This window comes from Kutzneria kofuensis (genome assembly GCF_014203355.1).
GTDB classification, from domain to species: domain Bacteria; phylum Actinomycetota; class Actinomycetes; order Mycobacteriales; family Pseudonocardiaceae; genus Kutzneria; species Kutzneria kofuensis.
On sequence record NZ_JACHIR010000001.1, the window covers coordinates 2,197,862 to 2,222,988 of the forward strand.

Consider the following 25,127-nt stretch of genomic DNA (forward strand, 5'->3'; position numbering starts at 1 on the left):
CAGCGACCGGCCCGGTCGCACTGTTAGCCTTGGGCCAAATGTTAGGACAAGGCTAACCAATTCCGCAGAGAGCTGCCATGACCTTCCTGACCAGACTCAGCCTCGCCAACCGCGGCCTGGTGGCCCTGGTGGCGCTCATCGCCCTGGGCTTCGGCGCGTGGGCGATCCCGTCACTGCAAAGACAGCTGCTGCCGTCGCTGGCCTTCCCGGCCGCGGTCGTGGTCTCCCAGTACCCGGGGGCCTCCCCCGAGATCGTGCAGGACCAGGTCACGAAGCCGATCGAGGACGCGCTGCGCAGCGTCCCCGGCCAGACCCAGCTGACCTCGACCTCCAGCCAGGGCTCGTCCTCGGTCACCGTGCAGTTCGACTTCGGCACGGACCTCGACAACGCGGTCAACAAGATGTCGCAGGCGGTCAACCAGATCGCCCCGCAGCTGCCGACCAACGTCAAGCCGAACGTGATCGTCGGCAACACCGACGACCTGCCCGTCATCGTGCTCGCCGCCTCCTCCGACGCCGACCAGCAGCAACTCGCCGCGAAGCTGACCAGCACGGTGGTGCCGGAACTGCAGGGCATCACGGGCGTCCGCGAGGCCAACGTGACCGGCGCGCGGGACAAGGTCGTCACGATCAGCCTGGACAACGCCAAGCTCGCCGCCGCGGGCCTGAGCGCCACCGCGGTCACGAACGCTTTGCGCGCCAACGGAACCCCGACGCCGGCCGGCACGCTGACCCAGGGCAACCAGACCCTGACCGTGCAGATCGGACAGCGCCTGTCCTCCGTGGACGACGTGCGCAACCTCTACCTGACGCCGACGACGCCCGCCCTGCCGGGACGGCCCGCGCCGCAGCCGGTCAAGCTGGGCGACGTCGCCCAGGTGACCGAGGATCTCGCGCCGTCAACGTCCCTGACCCGCACCAACGGCAAGGACAGCCTGGGCGTTTCCGTCACCAAGACTCCCGACGGCAACGCCGTCGACATCTCCAACCAGGTGCGCGACAAGATCTCCCAGCTCGAGGCCGATCTCGGCGACAACGCCAAGCTGACGGTCATCCAGGACCAGGCCCCGGCCGTCAACAAGGCGGTCGAGGGCCTGACCGAGGAGGGCCTGCTGGGCCTGGCCTTCGCGGTCGTGGTCATCCTGATCTTCCTGCTGTCGGTGCGCTCCACCATCGTCACCGCGGTGTCCATCCCGCTCTCGGTGGTCATCGCGCTGATCGTGCTGTGGACGACCAAGACCTCGCTGAACCTGCTCACGCTCGGCGGCCTGACCATCGCCATCGGACGTGTGGTCGACGACTCGATCGTGGTGCTGGAGAACATCAAGCGCCATCTCAGTTACGGCGAGGACAAGAAGCGCGCGGTGCTGGACGGCACCCGTGAGGTCGCGGGCGCGGTCACCGCGTCGACGTTGACCACGGTCGCCGTGTTCGCGCCGATCGCCGTGGTCGGTGGTCTCGTCGGCGAGCTGTTCGCACCGTTCGGATTGACGGTCACGGTCGCGTTGCTGGCCTCGCTGCTGGTGGCGCTGACGATCGTGCCGGTGCTCGCCTACTGGTTCCTCAAGCCCGCCAAGGAAGGCACCGATCCCGAGGAGGCGGTGCGCAAGGAGCTGCGCAACCCGCTGCAGCGGATGTACGTGCCGGTCATCCGGTTCGCCACTCGCCGCCGGTTGACCACGGTGCTGATCGCGATCCTGATCATGTTCGGCACGCTCGCGATGGGCGCCGGCCTGAAGACCAACTTCCTCGACGGCTCCGGCGAGAACACCATCAACGTCTCGCAGGCGCTGCCGGTAGGCAGCAGCCTGGCCACCACGGACGCAGCGGCCAAGCGCGTGGAGTCGGCTATCCAGGGCGTCGACGGCGTGCAGACCTACCAGGTCACGGTCGGCTCGGGCGGCGGCTTCCTCGGTTTCGGCGGCAACAGCGGCACGTCCAAGGCCAGCTACGCGATCACGATCAAGGACGGCGCCGATCTCGACACCGTGCAGAACTCGTTGCGGGACAAGCTGAACGCGCTGCCGGACGCCGGCAAGATCACGGTCGGCGCCGGTGGTGGCGGCGGGGGCTTCGGCGGCAGCTCGCTGCAGGTCGTCGTGCAGGCGTCTGACGAGAACGTGCTGCGCACCGCGTCGGACGCCGTGCAGAAGACCATGTCCGGCATCTCGGGCGTCACGGACGTGACCAGCGACCTGGTCAACAGCGCACCGGAGGTCCACGTCTCGGTCGACCGGCAGGCCGCCGCCAAGCAGGGCCTGAGCGACTCGACGATCGGCCAGGCGGTGCAGGCCCAGCTGGCCGGCAGCCAGATCGCGCAGTTGACGTTGAACGGCACCTCGGAGAACGTGGTGCTGCGCACCGGTTCCGCGCCGGGCGACCTCGACGCGCTCAAGGCGCTGCCGCTGCCGGGCACGACCGGCGTGGTCCGGCTCGACTCCGTCGCCACGGTCCAGCAGACCAACGGCCCGGTGCAGATCAAGCGCATCGACGGGGCGCGCAGCGCCACCGTGAGCGGCACGGCCGACAGCGCCAACACGGGCGCGATCAGCGCCGACCTGACGCAGAAGTTGAAGGACACCAAGCTGCCCGCCGGCGCGACCTACTCCATCGGCGGTGTGAGCCAGCAGCAGAGTGACGCTTTCGGCAACCTCGGCATCGCGCTCGCGGTTGCCGTCGCACTGGTGTTCCTGATCATGGTCGCGGTGTTCCGCAGCCTGATCCAGCCGCTGGTTCTGCTGGTGTCCATCCCCTTCGCGGCCACCGGCGCGATCGCGGCGCTGCTGATCAGCGGCATCCCGCTCGGCCTGCCGTCGCTGATCGGCGTGCTGATGCTGATCGGCATCGTGGTGACGAACGCGATCGTGCTGATGGATCTGATCAACAAATATCGCGAGGACGGCATGAGCATCGCCGACGCGGTGGTGGAGGGCGGTCGCCGCCGGCTGCGTCCGATCCTCATGACCGCGGCGGCGACGATCTTCGCGCTGCTGCCGATGGCCCTCGGCCTGACGCAGAGCGGGGCGTTCATCTCGCGTCCGCTGGCGGTGGTGGTGATCGGCGGCCTGGTCAGTTCCACGCTGCTGACGCTGCTGCTGGTGCCGACGCTCTACACCATGGTGGAGAACACCAAGGAGCGGTTCCGCAAGCGCCGCGAGGCGAAGCGGAACCGGGCCGCCGAGCCGGAGCGGCCGGAACTGGTCAACGCCAAGTAGGTCAACGCACACGGCTGTGGGGCACGGGAATTCCGTGCCCCACAGCCGTTTCTCGGGCACGCGACGGACCACGACGCCGTACGGTCAGGCCGCGGGCACCTTGTCGAAGAAGCCGCTGATCCCGCCGACCTGCCCGTCCTCGGTCAGCGCCAGCACGTCGGTGCCGATCACCACGGACTCTTCGCCGCCCTCGGGCACCAGCTCCCAGGTGAACCGCAGTACGTCGTGATGGGCGTCCACCTCCCCCAACGGCCGGAACCGATGCCCCGGAAACCGCTCGTGCACGCCCCCGATGACAGCTGCGAGTCCGTCGGGACCGCTCACGTCGGCGATCGGGTCGACGAACCGGCAGGCAGCGGTGAGCAGCTCGGCGGCGGCCTTGGCGCGCAGTGCCCCATCGGACTGGTTCCAGATCTCCAGGTAGCGCCGGGCCACAACGTTCGCGTCGGTCATCTCGATCGTTCCTTCCCTTGTCCCGCTTGTGTTCTCCCAGCCTGACAGTGGGCGGCGCGGTGGTCGATTACCTCCGGCGTCATCAAAAAACGGCTCGCGCCGACGGCCCGACCGGCGTACGAAGTCGGCTATGACCGCATCGCCGCTGGTGACCCGCACCCTCACCGCCGAGGAGATCCCGGCGTTCATCGACGTGGTCTTCCGGGCCTTCCTGGACGACCCGGCTCCGGAGAACGTCGCGGCCGAGACCGCCCAGCTGGAGCCGCACCGCACGCACGGCGTCTTCGACGGCGACGAGCTCATCGGCGGCGGCACCATGCTCACCAAACGCATGACGCTGCCCGGCACCGGTCCACAGCCGGTCGCCGCGGTGTCCTGCGTCGCCGTCGCACCGGACCATCGCCGTCGGGGCGCCCTGACCCGATTGATGCGCGCACAGTTGCATTCCCAGCACGAAAGTGGCGACGCGTTCGCCGCGCTGTATGCCTCCGAGGGCGCTATCTACGGCCGTTTCGGCTACGGCCTCGCCGGTCACCGCGCCGCCTTCGCGGTGCCCAGGGGTGCGGCGTTTCAGTCCACTGTAGACATCAGTGACGGGCGGATTCGTGAGGTGGACAAGGAAACCGCGCTGCCGCTGATGCATCACCTGCACGGCAAGGTGGCACCGACGCGCGTCGGCTGGGTGGACCGCACCAAGGCGTCGTGGCAGGTGCTCCTCGCCGAGAACGCTGAGCAATTGCGTAGCGAGGATGCCACGAAGTGGCGGTACGCCATCCATCCGGAGGGCTACGCGATCTACCAGGTGAGGCGGAACTGGAGTTCCCGCAAGCCACAACACGAGGTGCACGCCAAGGAGGTGCTGGGCGCCACGCCGCAGGCGTATGCGGCGCTGTGGCGGTACCTGCTCGACATCGACCTGACCACGGTCGTCCGGGGCGATGCCGCCACGGACGACCCGATCATCCACATGCTCAGCGACGCCGCCGACAACGGTCGGCAGGTCACCGACGGCCTGTGGGTGCGGATCGTCGACATCGACCGCGCGCTGCCGTTGCGCACCTACTCCGCGCCGGTCGACGTCGTGCTGGCGGTCGAAGACACCCTCTGTCCGTGGAACGCCGGCACCTGGCGAATCGTCGCCGAGGCCGATGGGCCGGCGACAGTCACCCGCACCGACGCCGAGCCGGACCTGGCGCTGAGCGCCCGCGAACTCGGCGCGGTGTTCCTCGGCGGCACCACCGTGCAGGAACTCGTTGCCGCACAACGCGTCCGCGAGCTCACGCCGGGCAAGGCGCGGGCCGCGTCGCGGGCGTTCGCCGGCGACCACCAGCCGCACTGCCCGGAGAAGTTCTGACCTTCAGGACAGCTGATCCTTAAGGAACCGACAGGCAGGAACCGGAACCTCCGCCGCGAACCGAGTCGTTGCCGTCACGTAGGCACGAACAAGGAGGAACGTGATGGGCTTCTACCTCGTCGCGGTGGTAGTGGTCGGTGTGCTCGGCGCCTTCTGGGCCGGGCGGTCGCCGGACGCGACCAAGAAGTAGCTGTCCGTCGCATCACACCGGCCGGTCGGCCGGCCAGGAACCCAGGCGGTAGCTTTCCCGTTGTCCGATTGCGACGGATTCACCCTCGTTGGAAACCGGGAGGCACCGTGACCGCGCTCGTCGTGATCCTGCTCGTGGTGATCATCGGCGTAGCCGTGCTCGTCTGGCGCCAGCGCGCGGCGACCGGCCAGCGCCTGGAGGACGCCAAGGCGGACGCCCGCCGCTGGGTGGAGCGGCTCGGCGGCCAGGTGCTCAACCTGACCGGCACCAACGACGCCGCCAAGCAGGCACTGGCCGACGCCGGCGAGCGCTACACCGCCGCCGGCTCGCAGATGGAGCAGGCGCGCACCGTCGAGCAGTGCCGGCTGGTCACCCAGACCGCTCAGGAAGGCCTGTACTACGTGCGGGCCGCCCGCACAGCGATGGGCCTCGACCCCGGCCCCGAGCTGCCCGACCTCAACGGCCAGAGCCGCGCCGGCAAGGTCACCGGCGACCGCCGGGTCGAGGTGGAGGGCCACGAGTACGAGGCGTCGGCGTTGCCCGGCGCGGGCACCCCGCACTACTACCCCGGCGGCTACGTCGCCGGCCGGCCGGTGCCGCAGGGCTGGTACAGCGAGCCGTGGTGGAAGCCGGCGCTGGTCGCCGGCGCGTGGGGCATCGGCGCCGGCCTGCTGTTCAACGCCATGTTCTCCGGTATGCACAGCATCCCTTACGCGGCGGGCGGCTGGGACAGCGGCGGTTGGGACGGCGGCGGCTTCGATGGCGGCTACGACGGCGGCCAGGGCTTCGGCGACTTCGGTGGCGATCAGGGTCAGCAGGCCGACTGGAACGGCGGCGACCAGGGTGGCGGCGACTGGGGCGGTGGTGACTGGGGTGGCGGTGACTGGGGTGGCGGTGACTGGGGTGGCGGCGGCGACTGGGGTGGTGGCGGCGGCGACAACTGGTGACCGCCAGGCCCGGTGACGCCCGGGTGCCGGTCAGCCGGCCGGCGCCCCGCCGGTGATCGTCAGGCCGGCTGGCAGGTAGGGCACCAGTAGAGGTTGCGGCCGGCCAACTCCTTGGTGGCCACCGGAGTTCCGCAGACCAGACAGGGCTGACCGGTGCGGCGGTAGACGTACACCTCGCCGCCGTGCCGGTCCTGCCGCGGCGCCCGACCGGTCACCTCCGGGTCGTGCTCCGGCCGGACGGTGTCGATCCGCCCGACCTTCACGCCGTACCGCATCAACTCGACGAGATCGGCCCAGATCGAGCCCCACAGCTCGCGGTCCAGCTGCCTGCCCGCCAGCATCGGGTCGATGCCGTGCCGGAACAGCACCTCGGCGCGATAGACATTGCCGACGCCGGCCAGCACCGCCTGGTCGAGCAGGAGCGCGGCGACCGACACCCGGGACTTCGAGATCCGCCGCCACGCCCGCTCCGGATCGGCGTCGCGACGCAGTGGATCCGGTCCGAGCCGGGCGAACAACGCCTCGACTTCGTCGTCCGTCAGCAATTCGCACGCGGTCGGGCCGCGTAGGTCCGTGCCGTGGGTTTCGCCGAGCATGCGCATCCGGACCATGCCGGTGACAGCCGGCTCCGGACGGGTGAACTCGGTGAACGTCCCGTACAGGCCGAGGTGGACGTGCACGGTCGAGTCCGGCCCGTACCGGTGCAGCAGGTGCTTTCCCACGGCTTCGGCACTCTCGAGCACCCGCCCGTCGACCGTCGCCGCGCCGGTGAACTTGCCTTGTGGACTGCTGACCTGCACCTTCTCGCCGGCGTACCGGCGCTGGTGCAGCCGGGCGAGCCGGTGCAGCGTGTGACCCTCCGGCATCAGCTGGCCGGCAGCTCCGGCGCGGTGCCGGTCCGCTCGTACTCGGCCAGGATGTCGATGCGGCGCTGGTGGCGCTCGACGCCGGAGAACGACGTGGCCAGGAACGCCTCGACGATCTCCGTGGCCTCCTCGACGGTGTGCATGCGCGCACCGATGCCCACAACCTGGGCGTTGTTGTGCTCCCGGGACAGCTTCGCGGTCTCGGTGTTCCACGCCAGCGCGGCCCGCGCGCCCGGCACCTTGTTGGCGGCGATCTGCTCGCCGTTGCCGGAGCCGCCGATCACCACGCCGAGGCTGCCCTCGTCGGCGACCACGCGGCTGGCGGTGGCGATGCAGAAGGCCGGGTAGTCGTCCTCGGGGTCGTAGGCGGCGGGGCCGATGTCGACCACGTCGTGTCCGCTGGCCGCGAGGTGCTTGACCAGGTGGGACTTCAGCTCGTAGCCGGCATGGTCTGAACCCAGGTAGACGCGCACGGTCAGAGTTTGCCACCCGGTGGGCGGCGGGGAGTAATTCAGCTGCCGGTACGTGAGGTGCACGCCACACTCCGTCGGGTGACCGACGACGTTTTCCGCCAGGACGGATACCGGCTGCGCCTGGAATGGGGCGAGAACGGCGTTGCGGCGCTGGCGTCGAGCTGCGCGGTTCTGGTCATCGTCGACGTGTTGTCCTTCACGACGGCGGTCGACATCGCGCTGGATCGCGGCGGTCGGGTGCAACCTGTGCGAAGAGGAGATGTTCGTACGCTTTCCTCCGCGCGGTCGGCCGGCGCCGTCCTCGCCGGCGACCAGAAGTGGACGCTCCGGCCGTCGTCGTTGCTCGACCTGCCGGCCGGCACGCTGCTCGCCCTGCCGTCACCCAATGGGGCGACGTTGTGCACGCAGGCGGCCGCCGCCAGCGCGACCGTCTTCGCCGCTTGTCTGCGCAACGCCGAGTCCGTTGCGCGCGAAGTCGAGAAAGTCGCCGACGGACAGCCGATCGGCATCGTGCCGGCCGGCGAGCGGTGGGGCGTCACCGCCGGCCCGCTGCGTCCCGGCATCGAGGACCTGCTCGGCGCGGGCGCCGTCGCCGCCGCGCTGCTCGCGACGAACTCCAGCGGCGCGTCGCCGGAGACCAGGTTGGCGGCGAGCTGCTTTTCGCACGAAATCGAGAATGTCGTCGAACTTCTCCGCGGCTGCGCGTCCGGTCGTGAGCTGACGGCCGACGGGCACACCGCCGACGTCGAGCTGGCCGCGGCGGTCGGCAGCAGTTCGTGCGCACCGGTGCTCAGCGACGGAGTGCTGACCAACAGACTGTCCGCATGAGTGCGCGCTGGATCGAGGTCGCCGACGGAGTCCACGTCCGTCGGCACGAGGAGCTGGACCTGTCACTCGGGTTGGTCGTCGGCGACGACGCCTGCCTCGTCGTGGACACCGGCGGCGACGAGGCGCAGGGCGCCGAGTGGGCGGCGGCCGTGCGCGCCGTGACGCCGCTGCCGTGGACGGTCGTGCTCACGCACGCCCATTTCGACCATGCCTTCGGCACTCAGGCGTTCCTCCCCTGCCCGGTGCTGGCCCATCCGAACTGCGTCGACGAACTCGTCGTCGAGGGCGCCGAGGACAAGGACAAATGGGCCGCACACTACGACGCCCAGAACCAACCGGAAATCGCCGCCAACATCCGCGCCACCCGGATCGCGCTGCCGAACACGTTGGTGTCCGAACGAACTGCGGTCGACCTCGGCGGGCGAACCGTGGAAATCGCCCAGTTCGGCCGCGGGCACACCGACCACGATCTGGTGCTGCGGGTGCCGGACGCCGATGTCGTGTTCGCCGGCGATCTGGTGGAGAACGGCGCGCCGCCGGCGTTCGAGGGTTCGTTCCCGGCGTCGTGGCCGACCGCGCTCGCCGGACTGCTCGATCTCACCGGTCCGGACACGGTCGTCGTGCCGGGGCACGGCGAGCCGGTCGACGCGGCGTTCGTTGCCGCCCAACGAGCCGAGATCGCGGCCGTCGTCGAGCTCACGCGGGCGCTGACCGCCGGGTCGGTCACGCTCGAGGACGTGTTCCGTGACTCACCGTTCCCGGCCGAGGCCACCCGTAGGGCCATCGGAAGGTTGACGGGGCGTAACCGTTCCGCGCGGTAACAGGTCCCTTCACCGAAGGCATTGCCCCGAACAGTCGATAGCCACCGCGAGCCTGACCGACAAACTGTTACCTAACGGCTATCGGAGCGCGATCCGGTGTGCCGGTTGCAGGATCACACGTGCGGTCGGGGCCGGCGTGGCGGACACCACGCGGTGAGCGAGGACGTAGTCGGTGAACCGACGAGATCGCATCGTCGTAGTAGGGGCTGGAGCGGCGGGCTTGAGAGCCGCTGAACGGCTGCGTGAACTCAGGTTCGAGGGTGAGGTGGTGATGGTCGGCAACGAGCCACACCGTCCTTATCACCGACCTGAGCTGTCCAAGCAGTTGCTGACCGGGAGAGTGCATGCCGACCAGTTGACGCTGGCCGCCTACACCGATGTCGACGCGCGCTGGCGGCTGAACACCGCGGCTCGCGGCGTCGACACCGGCAAGCGGGTGCTCGCGCTGCCCGGCGGCGAACAGCTCGCCTACGACGGCCTGGTGATCGCCACCGGCATGGAGTCCCGGCACCTGCCTGGTGCCCCCGTCAGCGACCCGCGCGTGCACCAGCTGCGCACCCTCGACGACGCGACCCGGCTTCGTGAGGCGCTGTCCGCCGACAAAGAGCCGGTCGTCGTGATCGGCGGCGGCTTCACCGGCTGCGAGGTCGCGGCCAGCGTCCGAGCGCTCAAGCGGCGGGTGACGATCGTGACCCACGGCCCGACGCTGATGGCCGGCGCTCTGCCGCCCGAGCTGTGTGACGGCATCACCCGTCTGCACCAGAGCAAGGGTGTCGGCCTGGCGCTGGGCGTGAAGGTGCTGCACTGGCTGCCACAGGACAACGGCATCGCGATCCACCTGTCCGACGGGCAGGTGCTCGTCGCCGGGCACGTGGTCATCGCGGTCGGCGGCCTGCCGTCGGTGTCCTGGCTGCGTGGCTCGAAGATCCCGCACGACGAGCGTGACGGCGTGTACTGCGAGCCGACCTGCCACGTCGTCGGCTCCGCCGACGTGGTGGCCGCCGGTGACGTGGCGTGCTGGCCGAACCTGCGGTTCGACGATGTGCCCAGGCGCGTCGAGCACTGGCTGAACGCGGTCGAGATGGGCCGGGCGGCGGCGGAGAACCTGCTGCTGGGGCCGTCGCGGGCGCCGGTGTTCGCCCCGCTGCCGCGGTTCTGGACCGAACAGCACCGGATGAAGGTGCAGGTCGCGGGCCAGCCGCAGCTGGGCGGCGAGCACGGGCGGCTCGGCCCGGGCAGCCTGGCGTCGGCGCGTGCGGACGGACTGGTCGGGCTGACCACCGTCGACCGGCCGCGCGAGTTCAACCGCCTGGTGGCCGGGCTCGACAACCGCCGACCGAGCCCGACGGCAAGGAGAAAACGAATCCAGGAACCGGTTCCAACCGGCCGGGAACCGATGCCTCGAGCAGGAGAACCGATGCGTCCGCCACCGAAGTCAACCCCCTTGGTGTCGAACTACCTGCCCGCAGGCGTCACGCTCACACCAACTTCTACAAGAACATAGACAACCGAATTCGTTAGTTCCGCTAACCAGGAACGATGTACTACCCGACAGCTGCTCCGTTCGGCCGTACGGATTACTCCCCCGGAGGTCTGGAGGCGGCTGTCACCACAGACAAACTGTTTAACCATGACCAACAATAAGTGACAATCGGACATCCGACCCGGAGCATGGCCCCGACCACACGGCCCACCCCGTTGCTCCGATCGGACCACCCCGAGCATCACGGCCGTCCGGGAGGCGTCTGAGGTGTCGACGCAGTTGATAACGTTGACGCAGTTGATTACTTCGCCGACAGTGCACTCGGCGCACGATTCAGGTGTGCGTCAGGTGGCCGCGCTTTCGGCCCGGTTGGCCTATGCGTTGATGTGCTTGACCCTGGTCTGGGGAATTTTCACCGCCACCGGATGGGTCACGAAGCTGACAGGACGACAGGCCGTTCGAAGCAGCCACATGATAATGGCGACGTTCACGCTGGCCTTCGGTGGACTGCACGCGGCATGCTTCCTTTTCCTCACCGATTCCGACGAGATCTTCAGTTGGGTCAACATCACGATCCCGATCCTGGAGGGCGGCCAGCTGCGCTGGGCGTTCGGCATCCTCGGGCTCGAGGTGATGACCGCGATCCTGATCTCGACGGGACTGGTCAAGTTCTTCGTCTACCGGAAGTGGCTGCGCTTCCACCAGCTGGCCTACATCGCGGTGGGCATCACCATCGTGCACTCCTGGCTCGGCGCAGTGGCCAACGGTCACCTGTCCATCGTCTGGCTCGGCGGCCTGACCCTGATGATCCCGACCGTCGTGCTGGCCGTCCTCCGCTTCGTCCCCAGCAAGAACCTCGTCGGAGCAGGTGTGCTCAGCGGCGGCTAGCGGGCCCCCCGAACGTCCCGCCCCGCCCGCCACGCGGTTACCCCGAACCCGCCTCTTGAGAAAGGACTGCTGGCCCGATGAGTCCTCGTCGCGCTCTGCACGGCAGCTCCCTGACGATCAGCGTGAACAACGGTCGCTGCCACCTCTACGGCACCTGCCAGTACGAGGCCCCGAGTCTGTTCGAACTGACCGAGGACGAGCGGCTGCGCTACGTCACCGAGGTGATCCCCGAGTACGCCGACCAGGCCCGCGCCGCCGCGATGGCCTGCCCGATGCGGGCTATCCAGCTGTCCGGGGAGCGACTGTGAGCAGGATGGAACGGATCGTCATCGTCGGGGCCGGGCTGACCGCGCTGCGCGCCGCCGAGCGGCTGCGCGAGCTGAAGTTCGACGGCGAAGTGGTGATCGTCGGCGACGAGCCGTACAAGCCGTACCACCGGCCGGCGCTGTCCAAGCAGCTGGTCACGGGCAAGCTGTCCACCAAGGACCTGTTCTTCCCCGCCTACCACGACATCGACGCGATCTGGCGGACCAGGACCCGGGCGCACAAGCTGGACCACGGCCGGCACGTCGTGCACCTGCCCGGCGGCGAGGAGCTCAAGTACGACGGTTTGATGATCGCCACCGGCGTCGAGGCCAGACATCTGGCCGGCGCGCCTCGGCACGACCCGCGCGTGCACGCCCTGCGCACGCTCGACGACGCCATCGCGATCAAGGAGACCCTCACCCGCTCCAAGGGCCGTGTCGTGGTCATCGGCACCGGCTTCACCGGCTGCGAGTTCGCCTCCAGCTGCCGTGAGATGAACCGGGACGTCACCATCATCGGCCGGTCCAAGACCCTGTTCGGCAAGGCCCTCGGCCCCGAACTCGGTGCGGCCATCGGCGACCTGCACCGCCGGCACGGCGTCGACCTCGCGCTCGGCGTGGACATCCGGCACTGGGCGACCGGCCCCGAGGGCGTCGCGATCGTGCTGTCCAACGAGCGGCTGATCACCGCCGCCTGCGTCGTCCTGGCGGTCGGCAGCATGCCGTCCACCGACTGGCTGGCCGGCTCCGGGCTGGTGCTGGAGGACGGCGTGCTGTGCGAGCCGACCTGCCACGTGGTCGGCGCCTCCGACGTCGTCGCCGCCGGGGACGTCGCCCGCTGGCCCAACCTGCGGTTCGACGGCGTGCCGCGGCGGGTCGAGCACTGGCTGAACGCGATCGAGATGGGTCGCGCCGCCGCCGAGAACCTGCTCGCCGGCAAGTCCCGGGCCAAGCCGTTCACGCCGCTGCCCCGATTCTGGTCCGAGCAGCACCACGTGCGCATCCAGGCCGCCGGCATCCCGGCCATCGGCCAGCAGACGATGTACCTGAGCACCCGGCCCAACGGCTCCGAGCGGTCCATCACCGGGTACATCCGCGCCGGCAAGCCGGTCGGCATAGTCGGCCTCAACCAGCCGCGCACGATGATCCACCTGACCCGGCAGCTCGACCAGAAGCTGCGGCCGATGGTGCCCAGCGAGCGGGTCCGCAACTCGCGCCGCACGCCGGTCGAGAACCCGACCGCGGCGAACGCGGAGACGCTGAGCGAGCGCACCCCGGGCGCCGGCAAGATCGACGTGAACGAGCTGTCGGCCCGGCTCAAGACCCCGGCCATGCGCAACGGGCGTTGATCTGACGGTCACGGTTTGTGGCCCGTCCCGGCGCGGGACGGGCCACAACCGCGCCCGCGGCAGGTAGCCTCTGCCGAGCACATACCTGCCGGTGGAGGCGTGTGGCGATGACGGGACAGTTGCGGGCGGACGCGAAGCGCAATCGCGACCAGATCCTGGCCGCCGCTCGCGACCTGCTGGTCAACCAGGGCGTCGGCGTCCCCATGGAGGAGATCGCCCGGCACGCCGGCGTCGGCGTCGGGACGCTCTACCGGCGGTTCCCCGACCGGATCGCGCTGCTGCGGGCGCTGTCCGTGCACACCGTCGAGCACATGACCGACCTCGCCCGCACCGCCCTGCGCACCGAGCCCGACGCCTGGACCGCCCTGAGCCGCTTCGTCCGCGAGTGCGTCGCCCTCCGGCTCGGCGCACTCCGGTCCATCGTCGACCCGCAGCTGCACACCGCTCTCCACCAGAGCGACGAGGTCCGCTCCGCGCGCAAGGACCTGCTCCGCATCGTCGAGCAGATGATCGACGCCGCGCAGCGCGACGGCTCCATGCGCACCGACGTCGGCGTCGTCGACGTGGCCATGCTGGTGTCGCTGCACCTCAAGCGACCGTTCGACGTGCCCGGCGTCCTCGCCGAGGAGATGGACGCCCGCCTCACCCAGCTGATGCTCGACGGCCTGCGCCCCGGCTGCGCGACTCCCCTGCCGGGCAAGCCCACCAGCTTCGCCGACGTCGAATGGCATGCCGACCACTGACCACCTCAGCGCACGCAATCGAGCAGTCCGTCGAAGTTGAGAAGTTCGGCGAAGTTGAGAAGTTCGACGAAGACAACGTTCGTGCGGCTTCGTGCGCACACGAGAAGCCCGGCGAACTCGAGCAGTTCGTCAAAGTCGAGCAGTTCGTCGACAACCAGCTGCTCGCGCGGGGGAGCAGGACCTCGACCACAAGGTCGGGCGCGGCTGCCGCGAGGAGTGCGGCGGCCGCGCCCGAGCTGAGGGAACGGGTCAGGAGAAGTCCGGCGACTCGGTCCGGGTCCTCTTGAGCTCGTAGAAGTGCGGGTAGCCGGCGAGCAGCCGAGCGCCCTCGAACACGCGGACGGCCTCCTCACCACGCGGGATCTTGGACAACACCGGCCCGAAGAACGCGACGCCGTTGACGTGGATGACAGGCGTGCCGACGTCCATGCCGACCGGGTCCATGCCGGCGTGGTGGCTGGCCTTCAGCTCCTCGTCGTACTCGGTGCTGGTCGCGGCCTCCGCCAACTCGGCGGGCAGACCGACATCGGCCAGCGCCAGCTTGATGACCTCGTCGAAGTCCTTGACGCCCTCGTTGTGGATCCGGGTGCCCATCGCGGTGTACAGCGGCAGCAGCACCTTGTCGCCGTGGTGCTTGGCGGCGGCGATGGCCACCCGCACCGGCCCCCAGGCGCGGTCGAGGAACTCGCGGTACTGCTCGGGCAGGTCGCGCCCGTCGTTGAGCACCGAGAGGCTCATCACATGGAAGTCCAGCTCGATCTCGCGGTGCTCGGCGACCTCGAGGATCCACCGGGACGTGATCCAGGCCCACGGGCACGCGGGATCGAACCAGAAGTCGACCTTCACCTTCTCGTCCGAGAAGGACGGCACTGCGGTCATCAGCACATCTCCACGGCTCACGCCGGCCCGGCCTGCCCGGGCCCACACACATAGAGGCAACCATCGAGGGGCGTCCGGTCTTCCCGTCCGGCGATTACGACGGATCCTGGCAGCGCGGCGACCACGTCACGTGATTGGATGCGGAGACCCCTGCCCACCCCCGGTGGCGAACAACAGCCACCCGGACCCCCGACATCCACAGATGAGGTGACCCAGTGGCCGCGCCGAACCTCACCCGCGACCAGGCCCAGCAGCGCGCGGCGCTCCTCGAGGTCCAGTCCTACGACATCGCACTGGACCTGACCGGCGACGGTCCCACATTCGGGTCGACGACTACCGTGCGCTTCCGCAGCCGCACGGCCGGCGCGTCGACCTGGATCGACCTCGTCGCGGGCGAGGTGCAGTCCGCCGTGCTCAACGGCGTGGAGCTCGACGTTTCCGGCTATCGGGACGAGGACGGCATCGCCCTGCCCGAGCTGGCCGAGCAGAACGAGCTGGTGGTGCGGGCGCAGTGCCTGTACACGAACACCGGCGAGGGCCTGCACCGCTTCGTCGACCCGGTCGACAAGGGCGTCTACCTGTACACCCAGTTCGAGACGGCCGACGCGAAGCGCATGTTCACCTGCTTCGACCAGCCGGACCTGAAGGCGGTCTACGACATCACGGTGACGGCGCCGAAGGACTGGAAGGTGATGTCCAACGCGCCGTCGGCCAGCGTCGAGGAGGTCAACCCGGAGACGTCCCGGCATGTCTTCGAGACCACCAAGACCCTGTCGACGTACCTGATCGCGCTGGTCGCCGGCCCGTACGCCGAGTGGCGCGACGAGTACACCGACGACGAGGGCAGCATCCCGCTGGGCCTGTACTGCCGCGCGTCGCTGGCCGAGCACATGGACCACGAGCGCCTGTTCACGCAGACCAAGCAGGGCTTCGACTTCTTCCACCGCGCGTTCGGCGTGCGCTACCCGTTCGGCAAGTACGACCAGGCGTTCGTGCCGGAGTTCAACGCGGGCGCGATGGAGAACGCCGGCCTGGTGACCTTCCTGGAGGACTTCGTCTTCCGCAGCCGGGTCACCCGCTACATGTACGAGCGGCGCTGCGAGACGGTACTGCACGAGATGGCGCACATGTGGTTCGGCGACCTGGTCACCATGCGCTGGTGGGACGACCTGTGGCTGAACGAGTCGTTCGCCACCTGGGCCAGCGTGCTGTCGCAGGCCGAGGCCACCGAGTACACGCACGCCTGGACGACGTTCGCCAACATCGAGAAGTCCTGGGCGTACCGGCAGGACCAGCTGCCCTCCACCCACCCGGTGGCGGCGGACATCGCGGACCTGCAGGCGGTCGAGGTCAACTTCGACGGCATCACCTACGCCAAGGGCGCCAGCGTGCTCAAGCAGCTGGTGGCCTACGTGGGCCTGGACAACTTCCTGGCCGGGCTGCGGGTGTACTTCGCCAAGCACGCGTGGGGGAACGCCACCCTGGCCGATCTGCTCGCGGCGCTGGAGGAAGCGTCCGGCCGCGACCTGTCCTGGTGGTCGGCACAGTGGCTGGAGACCACGGGCCTGAACCTGCTGCGGCCGAAGTTCACCGTCGACGGGGACGGCCGGTTCAGCGAGTTCGCCGTGCTGCAGGGCGGGGCCCGCCCGGGTGCGGGCGAGCTGCGCACGCACCGGCTGGCGATCGGCGTCTACGACGACGACCCGGCGACCGGCAAGCTGGTCCGCACGCACCGCGTCGAGCTGGACGTGACGGGTGAGCGGACCGAGGTGCCGGACCTGGTGGGCGTGCCGCGCGGCAAGCTGGTCCTGGTCAACGACGACGACCTGACCTACTGCACGATGCGGCTGGACAACGACTCGCTGGCCACGCTGGTGGACCGGATCGCGGACATCACCGAGCCGCTGCCGCGCACGCTGTGCTGGTCGGCGGCGTGGGAGATGACCCGTGAGGCGGAACTGAAGGCCCGCGACTTCGTCACGCTGGTGCTCGGCGGCATCCGCTCGGAGACCGAGGTCGGCGTGGTGCAGCGGCTGTTGCTGCAGGCGCAGACGGCGATCTCCTCGTACGCGGACCCGGCGTGGGCGCCGCAGGGCTGGCAGCGCTTCACCGAGACGGTGCTGGAGCTGGCCCGTGCCGCTGAGCCGGGCTCGGACCACCAGCTGACGTTCGTCAACTCGCTGTCCGGCTCGTCGCTGACCGACGACGTCGTTGCGGTGCTGCGCGGCTGGCTGGACGGCAGCGACCCGCTGCCGGGCCTGGTGGTGGACACCGACCTGCGCTGGCGGCTGCTGCAGGCGCTGACGGCGCACGGCGCGGCGGGCGAGGCCGAGGTGCGCGCCGAACTGGAGCTGGACCCGACGGCGGCCGGTCAGCGGCACGCCGAGCGGGCGCGGGCGCTGGTGCCGACCGAGGCCGGCAAGGCCGAGGCGTGGCGCCGGGCCGTGCACGACGACGAGCTGCCGAACGCCGTGAACGAGGCGATCATCTACGGCTTCTCGCACCCGAGCCAGAAGGAGCTGCTCGCGCCGTACGCGGAGAAGTACTTCGCCGACGTCGCGGACGTGTGGCGGCGGCGGTCGAGTGAGCGGGCGCAGCCGACGGTGACGGGCCTGTTCCCGTCGTGGGCGGTGGCCGAGTCGACCGTGCAGGCGGCCGACGAGTGGCTGGCCGAGGAGCGCCCGCCGGCGCTGCGCCGGCTGGTGTCCGAGGGCCGGGCCGGCATCGTGCGGGCGCTGGCGGCCCGCGAGTTCGACCGGTCCTGATCCCGAACGCGAAGAAGCCCTCCCGGACTGGTCCGGGAGGGCTTCTTTCGTCAGGTCGGATTCAGCGGCGCGGCGCCGGGCCCGCCTGGTCGGTCAGCATGCGCAGGCCGCTGACCAGGCCGCCGGCCAGGTTGCCCTCCTTGAAGGAGGCCACCATGCTCATCACGGCCAGCTTGCAGCCGCGGTCGGGCAGCCGGCGGTGCGACTCCTCGCCGGTCACGATCTCGACGGCGCGCTGCCCCGGCGACACGGCGATCAGCACCGCGTGTGTGGGCCGCGGGGTCTGCGCGTGCAGCTCCTCGGCGGCCTTGCGGGTGTCGTCACCGTCCAGCTCGCCCAGGTAGACGCTGAAGTCGAGGCCGGTCTCCCGGCTGGACAGGGTCAGCGCCTCGTCCAGCTGCGCCAGCTCGGAGGAACGGAACGGCAGGGTCGGCGGCTTGGGCTTCTGCTCGGTGGCGACCGAGATCCGGCCGTCGGCCATCAGTGCCTCGCCGTAGCCGAGCTCGACGTCCTCGGCGTCCCGCTGCACGATCTCACCAGTTGCCACGGGCACCTCCCCGTGCGGTCGGCGCGGGCTCGCCGGCCTCGCCCTGCTCCAGCGCGGTGTGCGCGGAGGGGGCGTGGGCGCCGACGCCCGCGGGGTTGGCGGTCCACCACACTGGCGCGTAACCCCACTCCTGGCCTGCCTGGTACCGGGGGGTACGCGCGAACTTAGGCCACAGCGTCAGCAACGCGATCACGCCGTACACGCACAGCGGGATCAGCGCGAAGACGAGGAGGGTGTCCACGACGTTCACGGGGACCTACGGTAGCCGAGCCCTCCGCACCGCGCGTCACCGGCCGTCCTGGTCTGGGGCGATGCCCACGCCCGAACGGGCAGGATCCGCGGCGAAGTGACCACACCGTTGCCGATGACAGGGCGTGAAAGTGATCATCGGCACGCACTCTTGTGGCCGAACGTGCTGCGCCGAACGGACCCGGGGTCAGCGACACGAATGCCGCCGGTTTGGCGGCTTGTCCTGACCGGCCAATCAAGATTAGCTTTCACCTATACGGGTCTTGCGGAGCAATGGCCTTGCCTGAAAGCCACCCCGAACCTCCCAGGAGGGCACGCCATGTACACGCCGAACCTCCCCACCACGGTCGCGACTGTCACCCGATCGAGTGAAGAGATGCGTACCGTGCTCACGCTGGTGTCGGGCATCCGGGTGAACAAGTCCACCCTTGTCCACCGTGGCATTCGGGTGAATGGCCGCGACGGGATCCGCGTCAACCGCGAGGGCATCCGCGTGAACCGGGACGGGATCCGCGTCAACCGGGCCGCCGCCGACCGAGCGGGGATCCGGGTGAACCGGGACGGCATCCGGGTCAACCGCGCGGCCTGATCACAGACTTCCAACGAGTGGCGGCCCGGGTGGAAACGCCCGAGCCGCCACTCGTTCGTCGAAGAACTGGTTTACCTGGACGAACCGCTCCGGCTCACGCCGCGGGCTCGCCCAGGTATGGCAGCCATTGGGGGTCGGCGTCGGCCACGCCCGCGAGCAGCCGCCAGTGCGGCCCACGCGGCGCGGTCGGCACGACCAACAGCCTCCATCCCAGTTCGGACAGCATCTTGTCGGCCTTGCGATGGTTGCACTTGGCACAGCAGGCCACGCAGTTGGTCCAGCTGTGGGCACCCCCGCGCGAGCGCGGCACGACGTGATCGATAGTCTCTGCCCGCCCGCCGCAGTACGCGCAGCGGTAGCGGTCCCGGTGCATCAGCCCGGCCCTGGTCAGCGGCACCCGTCCGCGGTAGGGGACCCGGACGTAGCTGGACAGCCGGATCACCGAGGGCACCACGACGCTGGCAGTGGAGGAATGCAGGATCAGACCGGCCGAGTCACCGTGCACGACCTCGGCCTTGCCACACACCACCAGCACCACGGCCCGCCGCAGCGGTAACGCCGTCAGCGGCTCGAACGTGGCGTTGAGCAGGAGCACCCGCCTTCGACCCCAACTCGGCCCTCCCGGCGCACCACGCGCCCGGTCCTGGCCGACCCGGTCCGGATCCACGCTGGATACGTGGCCGCTGACCTGGGTCTGGGCAGGAATTTGAGACAGAGGGACCCGCGGCGCCACTCCCGATCTGGGGGCGCCGATCGGAGTCGGTTGTCGGTCGGGCACGCGACCACCTCCACCGGTGCAGCCATAGTCGACCACACTTGACCCGTTCAACGCACGTGTGATGCATGACATGTCATGAACCCGTCGTGAAATCCATGGTGAACCGTGGCCTAACGGCGATCGTTTTCACCTAGGTCGCTACCCTTCGGCAGATGACGGAGGCTCTCCCCCATTCGACGGCGTCCTATCCACCGGCCGAGCGGCTGCCGCTCGTGGAGGACCTGCACGGTCACGCTGTGTCCGACCCCTACCGCTGGTTGGAGGACCCGGCCGACGAGCGCACCATCGCCTGGTCGGCGGCACAGGACGCGCTCACACAGTCGTGGCTGACGGCGCTGCCCGGCCGTGACGCGCTGCGCGGGCGGCTGGAGCGGCTGATGGCGGCCGGCAGCGTGGGAGCACCCGTCTGGCGTAACGGCCGCGCGTTCTTCACCCGCCGCGACCCCGGCCAGGACCACGCCGCGCTGTGGCTACGTGAGCGTGACGGCAGCGAGCGCGTGCTGCTCGACGTCACCGCCCTCGACCCGTCGGGTCGCACCACCCTGGACACGTGGTCGCCGAGCCGTGAGGGTGCCCGGCTGGCGTACCAGATCTCGGTCGGCGGAAACGAGGAGTCGCTGCTGCACGTCCTGGACGTGGACAGCGGTGAGCTGCTCGACGGCCCGATCGACCGCTGCCGGTACAGCTCGGTCGGCTGGCTGCCCGGCGGCGAGGAGTTCTTCTACGTCCGCCGGCTGCCCAAGGAGGAGGTGCCGGCGGGTGAGGAGATCTTCCACTACCGCGTGTGGCGCCACCGCGTCGGCACGGACGCCGCCTCCGACGTCAACGTGCACGGCGACGGCATGGACCCCACGTACTACTTCACGCTGCACACCTCTGAGGACGGCCACTGGCTGATCGTCGACGGCCGTCGCGGCACCACGCAGCGCGAGGCCGTGTGGATCGCCGACCTCACGGCTGACGAACTCGTGATCAACGAGGTCGTGCCGGACGAGGGTGGCGCGCGCTGCAACGCGTGGGTCGCCGGCGACGGCCGCCTGTACCTGCTGACGACGTTGGACGCCCCGCGCGGGCGGCTGTGCGTCACTGACCCGCGCCGGCCCGGCCGTGAGCACTGGACCGAGCTGGTAGCCGAAGAGGCCGACTCCGTGCTGGAGAACGCCGAGTGGGTACGCGGCGCGGATGAGGGCGCCCACCTTGTGCTGCAGCGCACCCGACACGCCGTGTCGGAACTGCACCTGCACGAGCCCGCGACCGGCGTGCACGTGGGAGAGGTGCCGCTGCCGAGCAAGGGCAGCCTGCACGGGCTCACCATGACTGACGCGCGGACCACTGGCCGCGAGGGCGTCATCTGGTTCGGCTGGACCGACTTCACGACGCCGACGTGCGTGCGCACCTACCGTCTCGGCGCTGACGACACCGAACTGTGGGCAGCGGCGCCCGGTGCGGTCGAGGTGTCGGACGTGCGTACCGAGCAGATCGAGTACGTCTCCAAGGACGGCACCGTCGTGCGCATGTTCGTCGTGTCGCAGCACGGTCGCCCGAACCAACCGCTGCCGACGCTCATCACCGGCTACGGCGGCTTCGCCCTCACGCGTCGTCCCGGCTACAACAGCAACGCCCTGGCCTGGGTGCAGTCCGGCGGCGTGTGGGTCCTCGTGTCGCTGCGCGGCGGCGGCGAGGAGGGCGAGCAGTGGCACCAGGCCGGCATGCGTGACCGCAAGCAGAACGTGTTCGACGACTTCCACGCCGCCGCCGAGTACCTCATCCGCCGCGGCTGGACCACGCCGGAGCAGTTGGCGATCACCGGCGGCTCCAACGGTGGTCTGCTTGTCGGAGCGGCGTTGACCCAAAGGCCGGAGCTGTACCGCGCGGTGGTGTGTTCCGCACCACTGCTGGACATGGTGCGCTACGAGCGGTTTCTGCTGGGCAGGCTGTGGGCGGAGGAGTACGGCAGCGCCGCCGTGCCCGACGAGCTGGCTTGGCTGCTCGCCTACTCCCCGTACCATCGGGTGATCGAGGAGGTCGAGTACCCGGCCGTGCTGTTCGCCGTGTTCGAGTCGGACAGCAGGGTGGACCCGAACCACGCCCGCAAGATGTGCGCAGCGTTGCAGCACGCCACCAGCGCGGACCCCACCAAGCACCCGGTGCTGATCCGCCGCGAGACCGAGGTCGGTCACGCGGCCCGGTCGGTGTCGCGCAGCGTGGCGCTCGCCGTCGACGAACTCGGCTTCCTCGCCCATCAGGTCGGCTTGGAGCTGGAGGAACTGACTACATGACCGGGCAGGGCAACAACGTGGTCGCGGCGGCGAGCTGGTTCGCCGACAACTGGCCGTTGTTAGTCACTGGCGCCATCCAAGTCGTGGTCATCGTGGCGCTCGCCGTGGTGATCCGGCTGGTGGTCCACCGGATGATCGACAAGTTCACCCAGGGCAACGGCGACATGCCCCCGCTGCTCAAGCCGTTGAAGGAGCGGGCCCAGCAGCTGCCCGCGCCGCAGCGGTCGGAGCGGCGCCGGCAGCGGGCCATGACCATCGGCTCGGTGCTCAAGTCGCTGACCACGTTGTTGACCTACGGGATCGCGTTCCTGACGATCCTGACCCAGCTCGGCTTCAACATCACGCCGATCATCGCCTCGGCCGGCGTGCTGGGTGTCGCGATCGGCTTCGGCGCGCAGTCGCTGGTCCGTGACTTCCTGTCCGGCGTCTTCATGATGCTGGAGGACCAGTACGGCGTCGGCGACGTGATCGACGCCGGGCAGGCCAGTGGCACCGTCGAGGCCGTCGGCCTGCGGGTGACCACGCTGCGTGACGTCAACGGCACCGTCTGGTACGTGCGCAACGGCGAGATCGTCCGCATCGGCAACTCCAGCCAGGGCTTCGCCGTCGCCGTCGTGGACGTGCCCCTCAACCACGGCAACGTGGACGACGCACTGGCTGTGCTGGGCGAGACCGCCGAGGCCGCGGTGCAGGAGGCGCCGCTCGCCGACGACGTGATGGACGCGCCGCAGGTGCTCGGCATCGAGAAGGTCACCCCGGAGGGCCTCACGCTGCGGCTGACCGTCAAGGTGCGGCCCGGTCGGCAGTGGGCGACGCAGCGGGCGCTGCGGGCCCGGGTCATGGCCGCTTTCGTGGCCGCCGGCATCGAGCCGCCGTTCGTGCGCACCCCGCCCAAGGTGGAGGACGAGCCCAAGAAGCCGGCGCCGGCCCGGCCGCGCGCCAACGGCTTCGACGACACCAAGTCGTCCGACCTGGGCGGCTGAGGTTCGCCCGCGAGTGCGAGGATGAAAGACGTGGGAACGCCGCAGAACTTCTACGAGGCCGTCGGCGGCGAGGAGACGTTCCGCCGCATCGTCGGCCGCTTCTACGCCGAGGTCGCCAAGGACGAGGTGCTCCGCCCGCTGTACCCGGAGGAGGACCTCGGGCCGGCCGAGGAACGTCTGCGGCTGTTCCTGATCCAGTACTGGGGTGGTCCGCACACGTACTCCGACCAGCGCGGGCACCCCCGGCTGCGGATGCGGCACGCACCGTTCACGATCGGCCCGATCGAGCGGGACGCCTGGCTGCGGTGCATGCGGATCGCCGTCGACGAGGAGCGGCTGCCCGAGCCGGAGCGCACGCAGCTGTGGGAGTACCTGGAGATGGCGGCGAACAGTCTGCTGAACACCTGGGTGTGAGGTCCCGGTGAGAACGATCACTGGGCGGCTGACCACGGTTTTCCGCCTGGCGTAACCCATTAGGGGACAACCAATCCCGGACGGATGGCAATATGACACCCCGTGCGACGATCCGCTGACGTTCATGCCGAGATCGCCGAGAAGTCGGCTTGGTGGCGCGACGCGGTCTTCTACCAGGTGTACGTCAGGTCCTTCGCGGACTCCGACGGCGACGGCGTCGGCGACCTGGAGGGCATCCGGTCCCGGCTGGGCTACCTGGAGCTGCTCGGGGTCGACGCCCTCTGGCTGACGCCGTTCTACCGGTCGCCGATGGCCGACCACGGCTACGACGTCGCCGATCCGCGGGACGTCGACCCGCTGTTCGGCGACCTGGCCGCGTTCGACCGGCTGGTCGCGGACGCGCACAACTGCGGCATCAAGGTCACCGTCGACCTCGTCCCCAACCACACCAGCGACCAGCACGAGTGGTTCCAGGCCGCGCTGCGGGCCGGGCCCGGCAGCCCCGAGCGCGAGCGGTACCACTTCCGGGAGGGTCGGGGCGGCGACGGCTCGCTGCCGCCGAACAACTGGACCAGTGTGTTCGGCGGGCCCGCGTGGACGCGGGTCGCCGACGGGCAGTGGTACCTGCACCTGTTCGCGCCGCAGCAGCCCGACCTGAACTGGACCCATCCCGAGGTTCGGGCCGACCTTGAGCGCACCCTCCGGTTCTGGCTCGACCGTGGCGCCGATGGTTTTCGTATCGACGTCGCCCACGGCATGGCCAAGCCGTACGGGCTGCCCGACATGGACCCTCGCGCCGAGATCGGCGCCGGCGTGCTGCACGACAACGCGCTCGATCCCCGGTTCGACGACGACGGCGTGCACGAGATCCACCGGATGATCCGCAAGGTGCTCGACGAGTACCCGAACGCGATGGTCGTCGGCGAGATCTGGGTCAAGGAGAACGAGCGGTTCACCCGCTACCTGCGGGCCGACGAACTGCACCTCGGCTTCAACTTCCGCTTGGTGGAAGCCGAGTTCGACGCCGACTCCGTGCGGTCCGCCATCGACTCCTCGCTGGCGGCCGTCGCCTACGTCGACTCCCCCGCCACCTGGACCCTGTCCAACCACGACGTCGTCCGGCACGTCACCCGCTACGGCGACGGCTCGCTGGGCCAGAAACGGGCCAGGGCCATGGCCCTGGTCGAGCTGGCGCTGCCCGGCGTCGTGTACGTCTACAACGGCGAGGAACTCGGGCTGCCCAACGTCGAGCTGCCCGAGTGGGCGTTGCAGGACCCCATCTGGCTTCGCTCCGGGCACACCGAGCGTGGACGCGACGGCTGCCGCGTGCCGATCCCCTGGGAGGGTGATCAGCCGCCGTTCGGCTTCTCGTCCGGGGTCGCCACCTGGCTGCCCATGCCGCACGAGTGGGCTGGGCTCACCGTCGAGTCCCAGCTCGAGGACCCCGGTTCCATGCTGTCCCTCTACCGCCAGGCACTGGAGCTCCGGAAGACCCATCCCGCCTTCGGCGGCGAGAGCCTCGAGTGGTACGGCGCTCCCCCCGGCTGCTTCGCCTTCCGTCGCAAGGGTGGCGGTCTCATCTGCGCCCTGAACACCGGCAGCGCCCCCGTGCCACTGCCGCCGGGCCAGGTCCTGCTGGCCAGCGGTCCGATGGCCGCCGACCAGCTGCCACCGGACACCGCCGTCTGGCTGGTCTGATCGGACTCGACTCAGCCGGCTACTCGCCAGC

Annotated in this window: 23 protein-coding genes; 16 read left to right on the forward strand and 7 right to left on the reverse strand. The window is 69.8% G+C overall.

Going from position 1 to position 25,127, the window contains the following annotated elements; all coding sequences use genetic code 11:
• Nucleotides 1-77 precede the first annotated feature (77 nt).
• Complete coding sequence (locus BJ998_RS10015) at nt 78-3,215, forward strand: efflux RND transporter permease subunit (protein WP_184860537.1); 3,138 nt, start codon at nt 78-80, stop codon at nt 3,213-3,215.
• Nucleotides 3,216-3,299: 84 nt separating this feature from the next.
• Here BJ998_RS10015 and BJ998_RS10020 read toward each other — a convergent pair whose 3' ends face one another.
• Nucleotides 3,300-3,668 (reverse strand): nuclear transport factor 2 family protein, encoded by a 369-nt coding sequence (locus BJ998_RS10020; protein WP_184860539.1) that lies wholly within the window; start codon nt 3,666-3,668, stop codon nt 3,300-3,302.
• Between the two features lie 130 nt (nt 3,669-3,798).
• Between BJ998_RS10020 and BJ998_RS10025 the strand changes: the two genes are divergently transcribed.
• Both BJ998_RS10025 and BJ998_RS10030 read left to right on the forward strand, forming a co-directional pair.
• On the forward strand, nt 3,799-5,022 hold the full coding sequence (locus BJ998_RS10025) for a GNAT family N-acetyltransferase (RefSeq protein WP_184860541.1): 1,224 nt from the start codon (nt 3,799-3,801) through the stop codon (nt 5,020-5,022).
• A gap of 297 nt (nt 5,023-5,319) precedes the next feature.
• Nucleotides 5,320-6,159, forward strand: coding sequence for a hypothetical protein (locus BJ998_RS10030; protein ID WP_184860543.1), 840 nt, complete (start codon nt 5,320-5,322; stop codon nt 6,157-6,159).
• Nucleotides 6,160-6,218: 59 nt separating this feature from the next.
• Here BJ998_RS10030 and BJ998_RS10035 read toward each other — a convergent pair whose 3' ends face one another.
• Nucleotides 6,219-7,025 (reverse strand): Fpg/Nei family DNA glycosylase, encoded by an 807-nt coding sequence (locus BJ998_RS10035; RefSeq protein ID WP_184860546.1) that lies wholly within the window; start codon nt 7,023-7,025, stop codon nt 6,219-6,221.
• The gene (locus BJ998_RS10040; protein WP_184860548.1) at nt 7,025-7,498 is read right to left on the reverse strand and encodes a ribose-5-phosphate isomerase; all 474 of its coding nucleotides are present in this window, start codon (nt 7,496-7,498) and stop codon (nt 7,025-7,027) included. The genes BJ998_RS10035 and BJ998_RS10040 overlap by 1 nt, the downstream gene beginning before the upstream one ends.
• Nucleotides 7,499-7,576: 78 nt before the next feature.
• On the opposite strand from BJ998_RS10040, the gene BJ998_RS10045 reads away from it, so the two are divergent.
• The 7 genes from BJ998_RS10045 to BJ998_RS10075 all read left to right on the forward strand — a co-directional run bounded on the left by BJ998_RS10045 (nt 7,577) and on the right by BJ998_RS10075 (nt 13,915).
• Nucleotides 7,577-8,326: a 2-phosphosulfolactate phosphatase gene (locus BJ998_RS10045; RefSeq protein WP_312890022.1), complete on the forward strand. Its 750-nt coding sequence runs from the start codon at nt 7,577-7,579 to the stop codon at nt 8,324-8,326.
• The gene (locus tag BJ998_RS10050) at nt 8,323-9,147 is read left to right on the forward strand and encodes an MBL fold metallo-hydrolase (protein ID WP_184860550.1); all 825 of its coding nucleotides are present in this window, start codon (nt 8,323-8,325) and stop codon (nt 9,145-9,147) included. Before BJ998_RS10045 ends, BJ998_RS10050 begins: the two co-directional genes overlap by 4 nt.
• A gap of 172 nt (nt 9,148-9,319) precedes the next feature.
• A complete protein-coding gene (locus BJ998_RS10055; protein ID WP_312890023.1) occupies nt 9,320-10,651 on the forward strand; it encodes an NAD(P)/FAD-dependent oxidoreductase in 1,332 nt (443 codons plus the stop codon).
• Nucleotides 10,652-11,014: 363 nt separating this feature from the next.
• On the forward strand, nt 11,015-11,518 hold the full coding sequence (locus BJ998_RS10060; protein ID WP_376775991.1) for a hypothetical protein: 504 nt from the start codon (nt 11,015-11,017) through the stop codon (nt 11,516-11,518).
• A 77-nt stretch (nt 11,519-11,595) separates the two neighbouring features.
• Complete coding sequence (locus BJ998_RS10065) at nt 11,596-11,826, forward strand: ferredoxin (RefSeq protein WP_116177574.1); 231 nt, start codon at nt 11,596-11,598, stop codon at nt 11,824-11,826.
• A 5-nt stretch (nt 11,827-11,831) separates the two neighbouring features.
• Complete coding sequence (locus BJ998_RS10070) at nt 11,832-13,172, forward strand: NAD(P)/FAD-dependent oxidoreductase (protein ID WP_246489090.1); 1,341 nt, start codon at nt 11,832-11,834, stop codon at nt 13,170-13,172.
• A 107-nt stretch (nt 13,173-13,279) separates the two neighbouring features.
• A complete protein-coding gene (locus BJ998_RS10075; RefSeq protein WP_184860556.1) occupies nt 13,280-13,915 on the forward strand; it encodes a TetR/AcrR family transcriptional regulator in 636 nt (211 codons plus the stop codon).
• A gap of 249 nt (nt 13,916-14,164) precedes the next feature.
• On the opposite strand, the gene BJ998_RS10080 is transcribed toward BJ998_RS10075, so the two are convergent.
• Nucleotides 14,165-14,794, reverse strand: a complete 630-nt coding sequence (locus tag BJ998_RS10080; RefSeq protein WP_184860558.1) for a mycothiol-dependent nitroreductase Rv2466c family protein — start codon at nt 14,792-14,794, stop codon at nt 14,165-14,167.
• A gap of 215 nt (nt 14,795-15,009) precedes the next feature.
• Here BJ998_RS10080 and pepN point away from each other — a divergent pair, with 215 nt between their 5' ends.
• The gene (gene pepN, locus BJ998_RS10085) at nt 15,010-17,559 is read left to right on the forward strand and encodes an aminopeptidase N (protein WP_184860560.1); all 2,550 of its coding nucleotides are present in this window, start codon (nt 15,010-15,012) and stop codon (nt 17,557-17,559) included.
• A gap of 61 nt (nt 17,560-17,620) precedes the next feature.
• On the opposite strand, the gene BJ998_RS10090 is transcribed toward pepN, so the two are convergent.
• Complete coding sequence (locus BJ998_RS10090) at nt 17,621-18,106, reverse strand: DUF5130 family protein (protein ID WP_184860562.1); 486 nt, start codon at nt 18,104-18,106, stop codon at nt 17,621-17,623.
• Nucleotides 18,093-18,356, reverse strand: coding sequence for an aa3-type cytochrome oxidase subunit CtaJ (gene ctaJ, locus BJ998_RS10095; protein WP_184860564.1), 264 nt, complete (start codon nt 18,354-18,356; stop codon nt 18,093-18,095). The genes BJ998_RS10090 and ctaJ overlap by 14 nt, the downstream gene beginning before the upstream one ends.
• 375 nt (nt 18,357-18,731) lie before the next feature.
• On the opposite strand from ctaJ, the gene BJ998_RS10100 reads away from it, so the two are divergent.
• Nucleotides 18,732-18,944 (forward strand): hypothetical protein, encoded by a 213-nt coding sequence (locus BJ998_RS10100; RefSeq protein WP_184860566.1) that lies wholly within the window; start codon nt 18,732-18,734, stop codon nt 18,942-18,944.
• A 94-nt stretch (nt 18,945-19,038) separates the two neighbouring features.
• Here BJ998_RS10100 and BJ998_RS10105 read toward each other — a convergent pair whose 3' ends face one another.
• A complete protein-coding gene (locus BJ998_RS10105; protein WP_184860568.1) occupies nt 19,039-19,722 on the reverse strand; it encodes an HNH endonuclease in 684 nt (227 codons plus the stop codon).
• 152 nt (nt 19,723-19,874) lie between these two features.
• Between BJ998_RS10105 and BJ998_RS10110 the strand changes: the two genes are divergently transcribed.
• From BJ998_RS10110 to BJ998_RS10125, 4 genes are all read left to right on the forward strand, one after another.
• Nucleotides 19,875-22,001 carry a prolyl oligopeptidase family serine peptidase gene (locus BJ998_RS10110; RefSeq protein WP_184860570.1) on the forward strand — a complete coding sequence of 709 codons (2,127 nt, stop codon included), beginning with the start codon at nt 19,875-19,877 and terminating at the stop codon, nt 21,999-22,001.
• The gene (locus BJ998_RS10115; RefSeq protein ID WP_184860572.1) at nt 21,998-22,984 is read left to right on the forward strand and encodes a mechanosensitive ion channel family protein; all 987 of its coding nucleotides are present in this window, start codon (nt 21,998-22,000) and stop codon (nt 22,982-22,984) included. The genes BJ998_RS10110 and BJ998_RS10115 overlap by 4 nt, the downstream gene beginning before the upstream one ends.
• Before the next feature lie 21 nt (nt 22,985-23,005).
• The gene (locus BJ998_RS10120; RefSeq protein WP_184860574.1) at nt 23,006-23,398 is read left to right on the forward strand and encodes a globin; all 393 of its coding nucleotides are present in this window, start codon (nt 23,006-23,008) and stop codon (nt 23,396-23,398) included.
• Between the two features lie 102 nt (nt 23,399-23,500).
• Complete coding sequence (locus BJ998_RS10125; protein ID WP_184860577.1) at nt 23,501-25,096, forward strand: glycoside hydrolase family 13 protein; 1,596 nt, start codon at nt 23,501-23,503, stop codon at nt 25,094-25,096.
• The last annotated feature ends 31 nt before the right edge of the window (nt 25,097-25,127 follow it).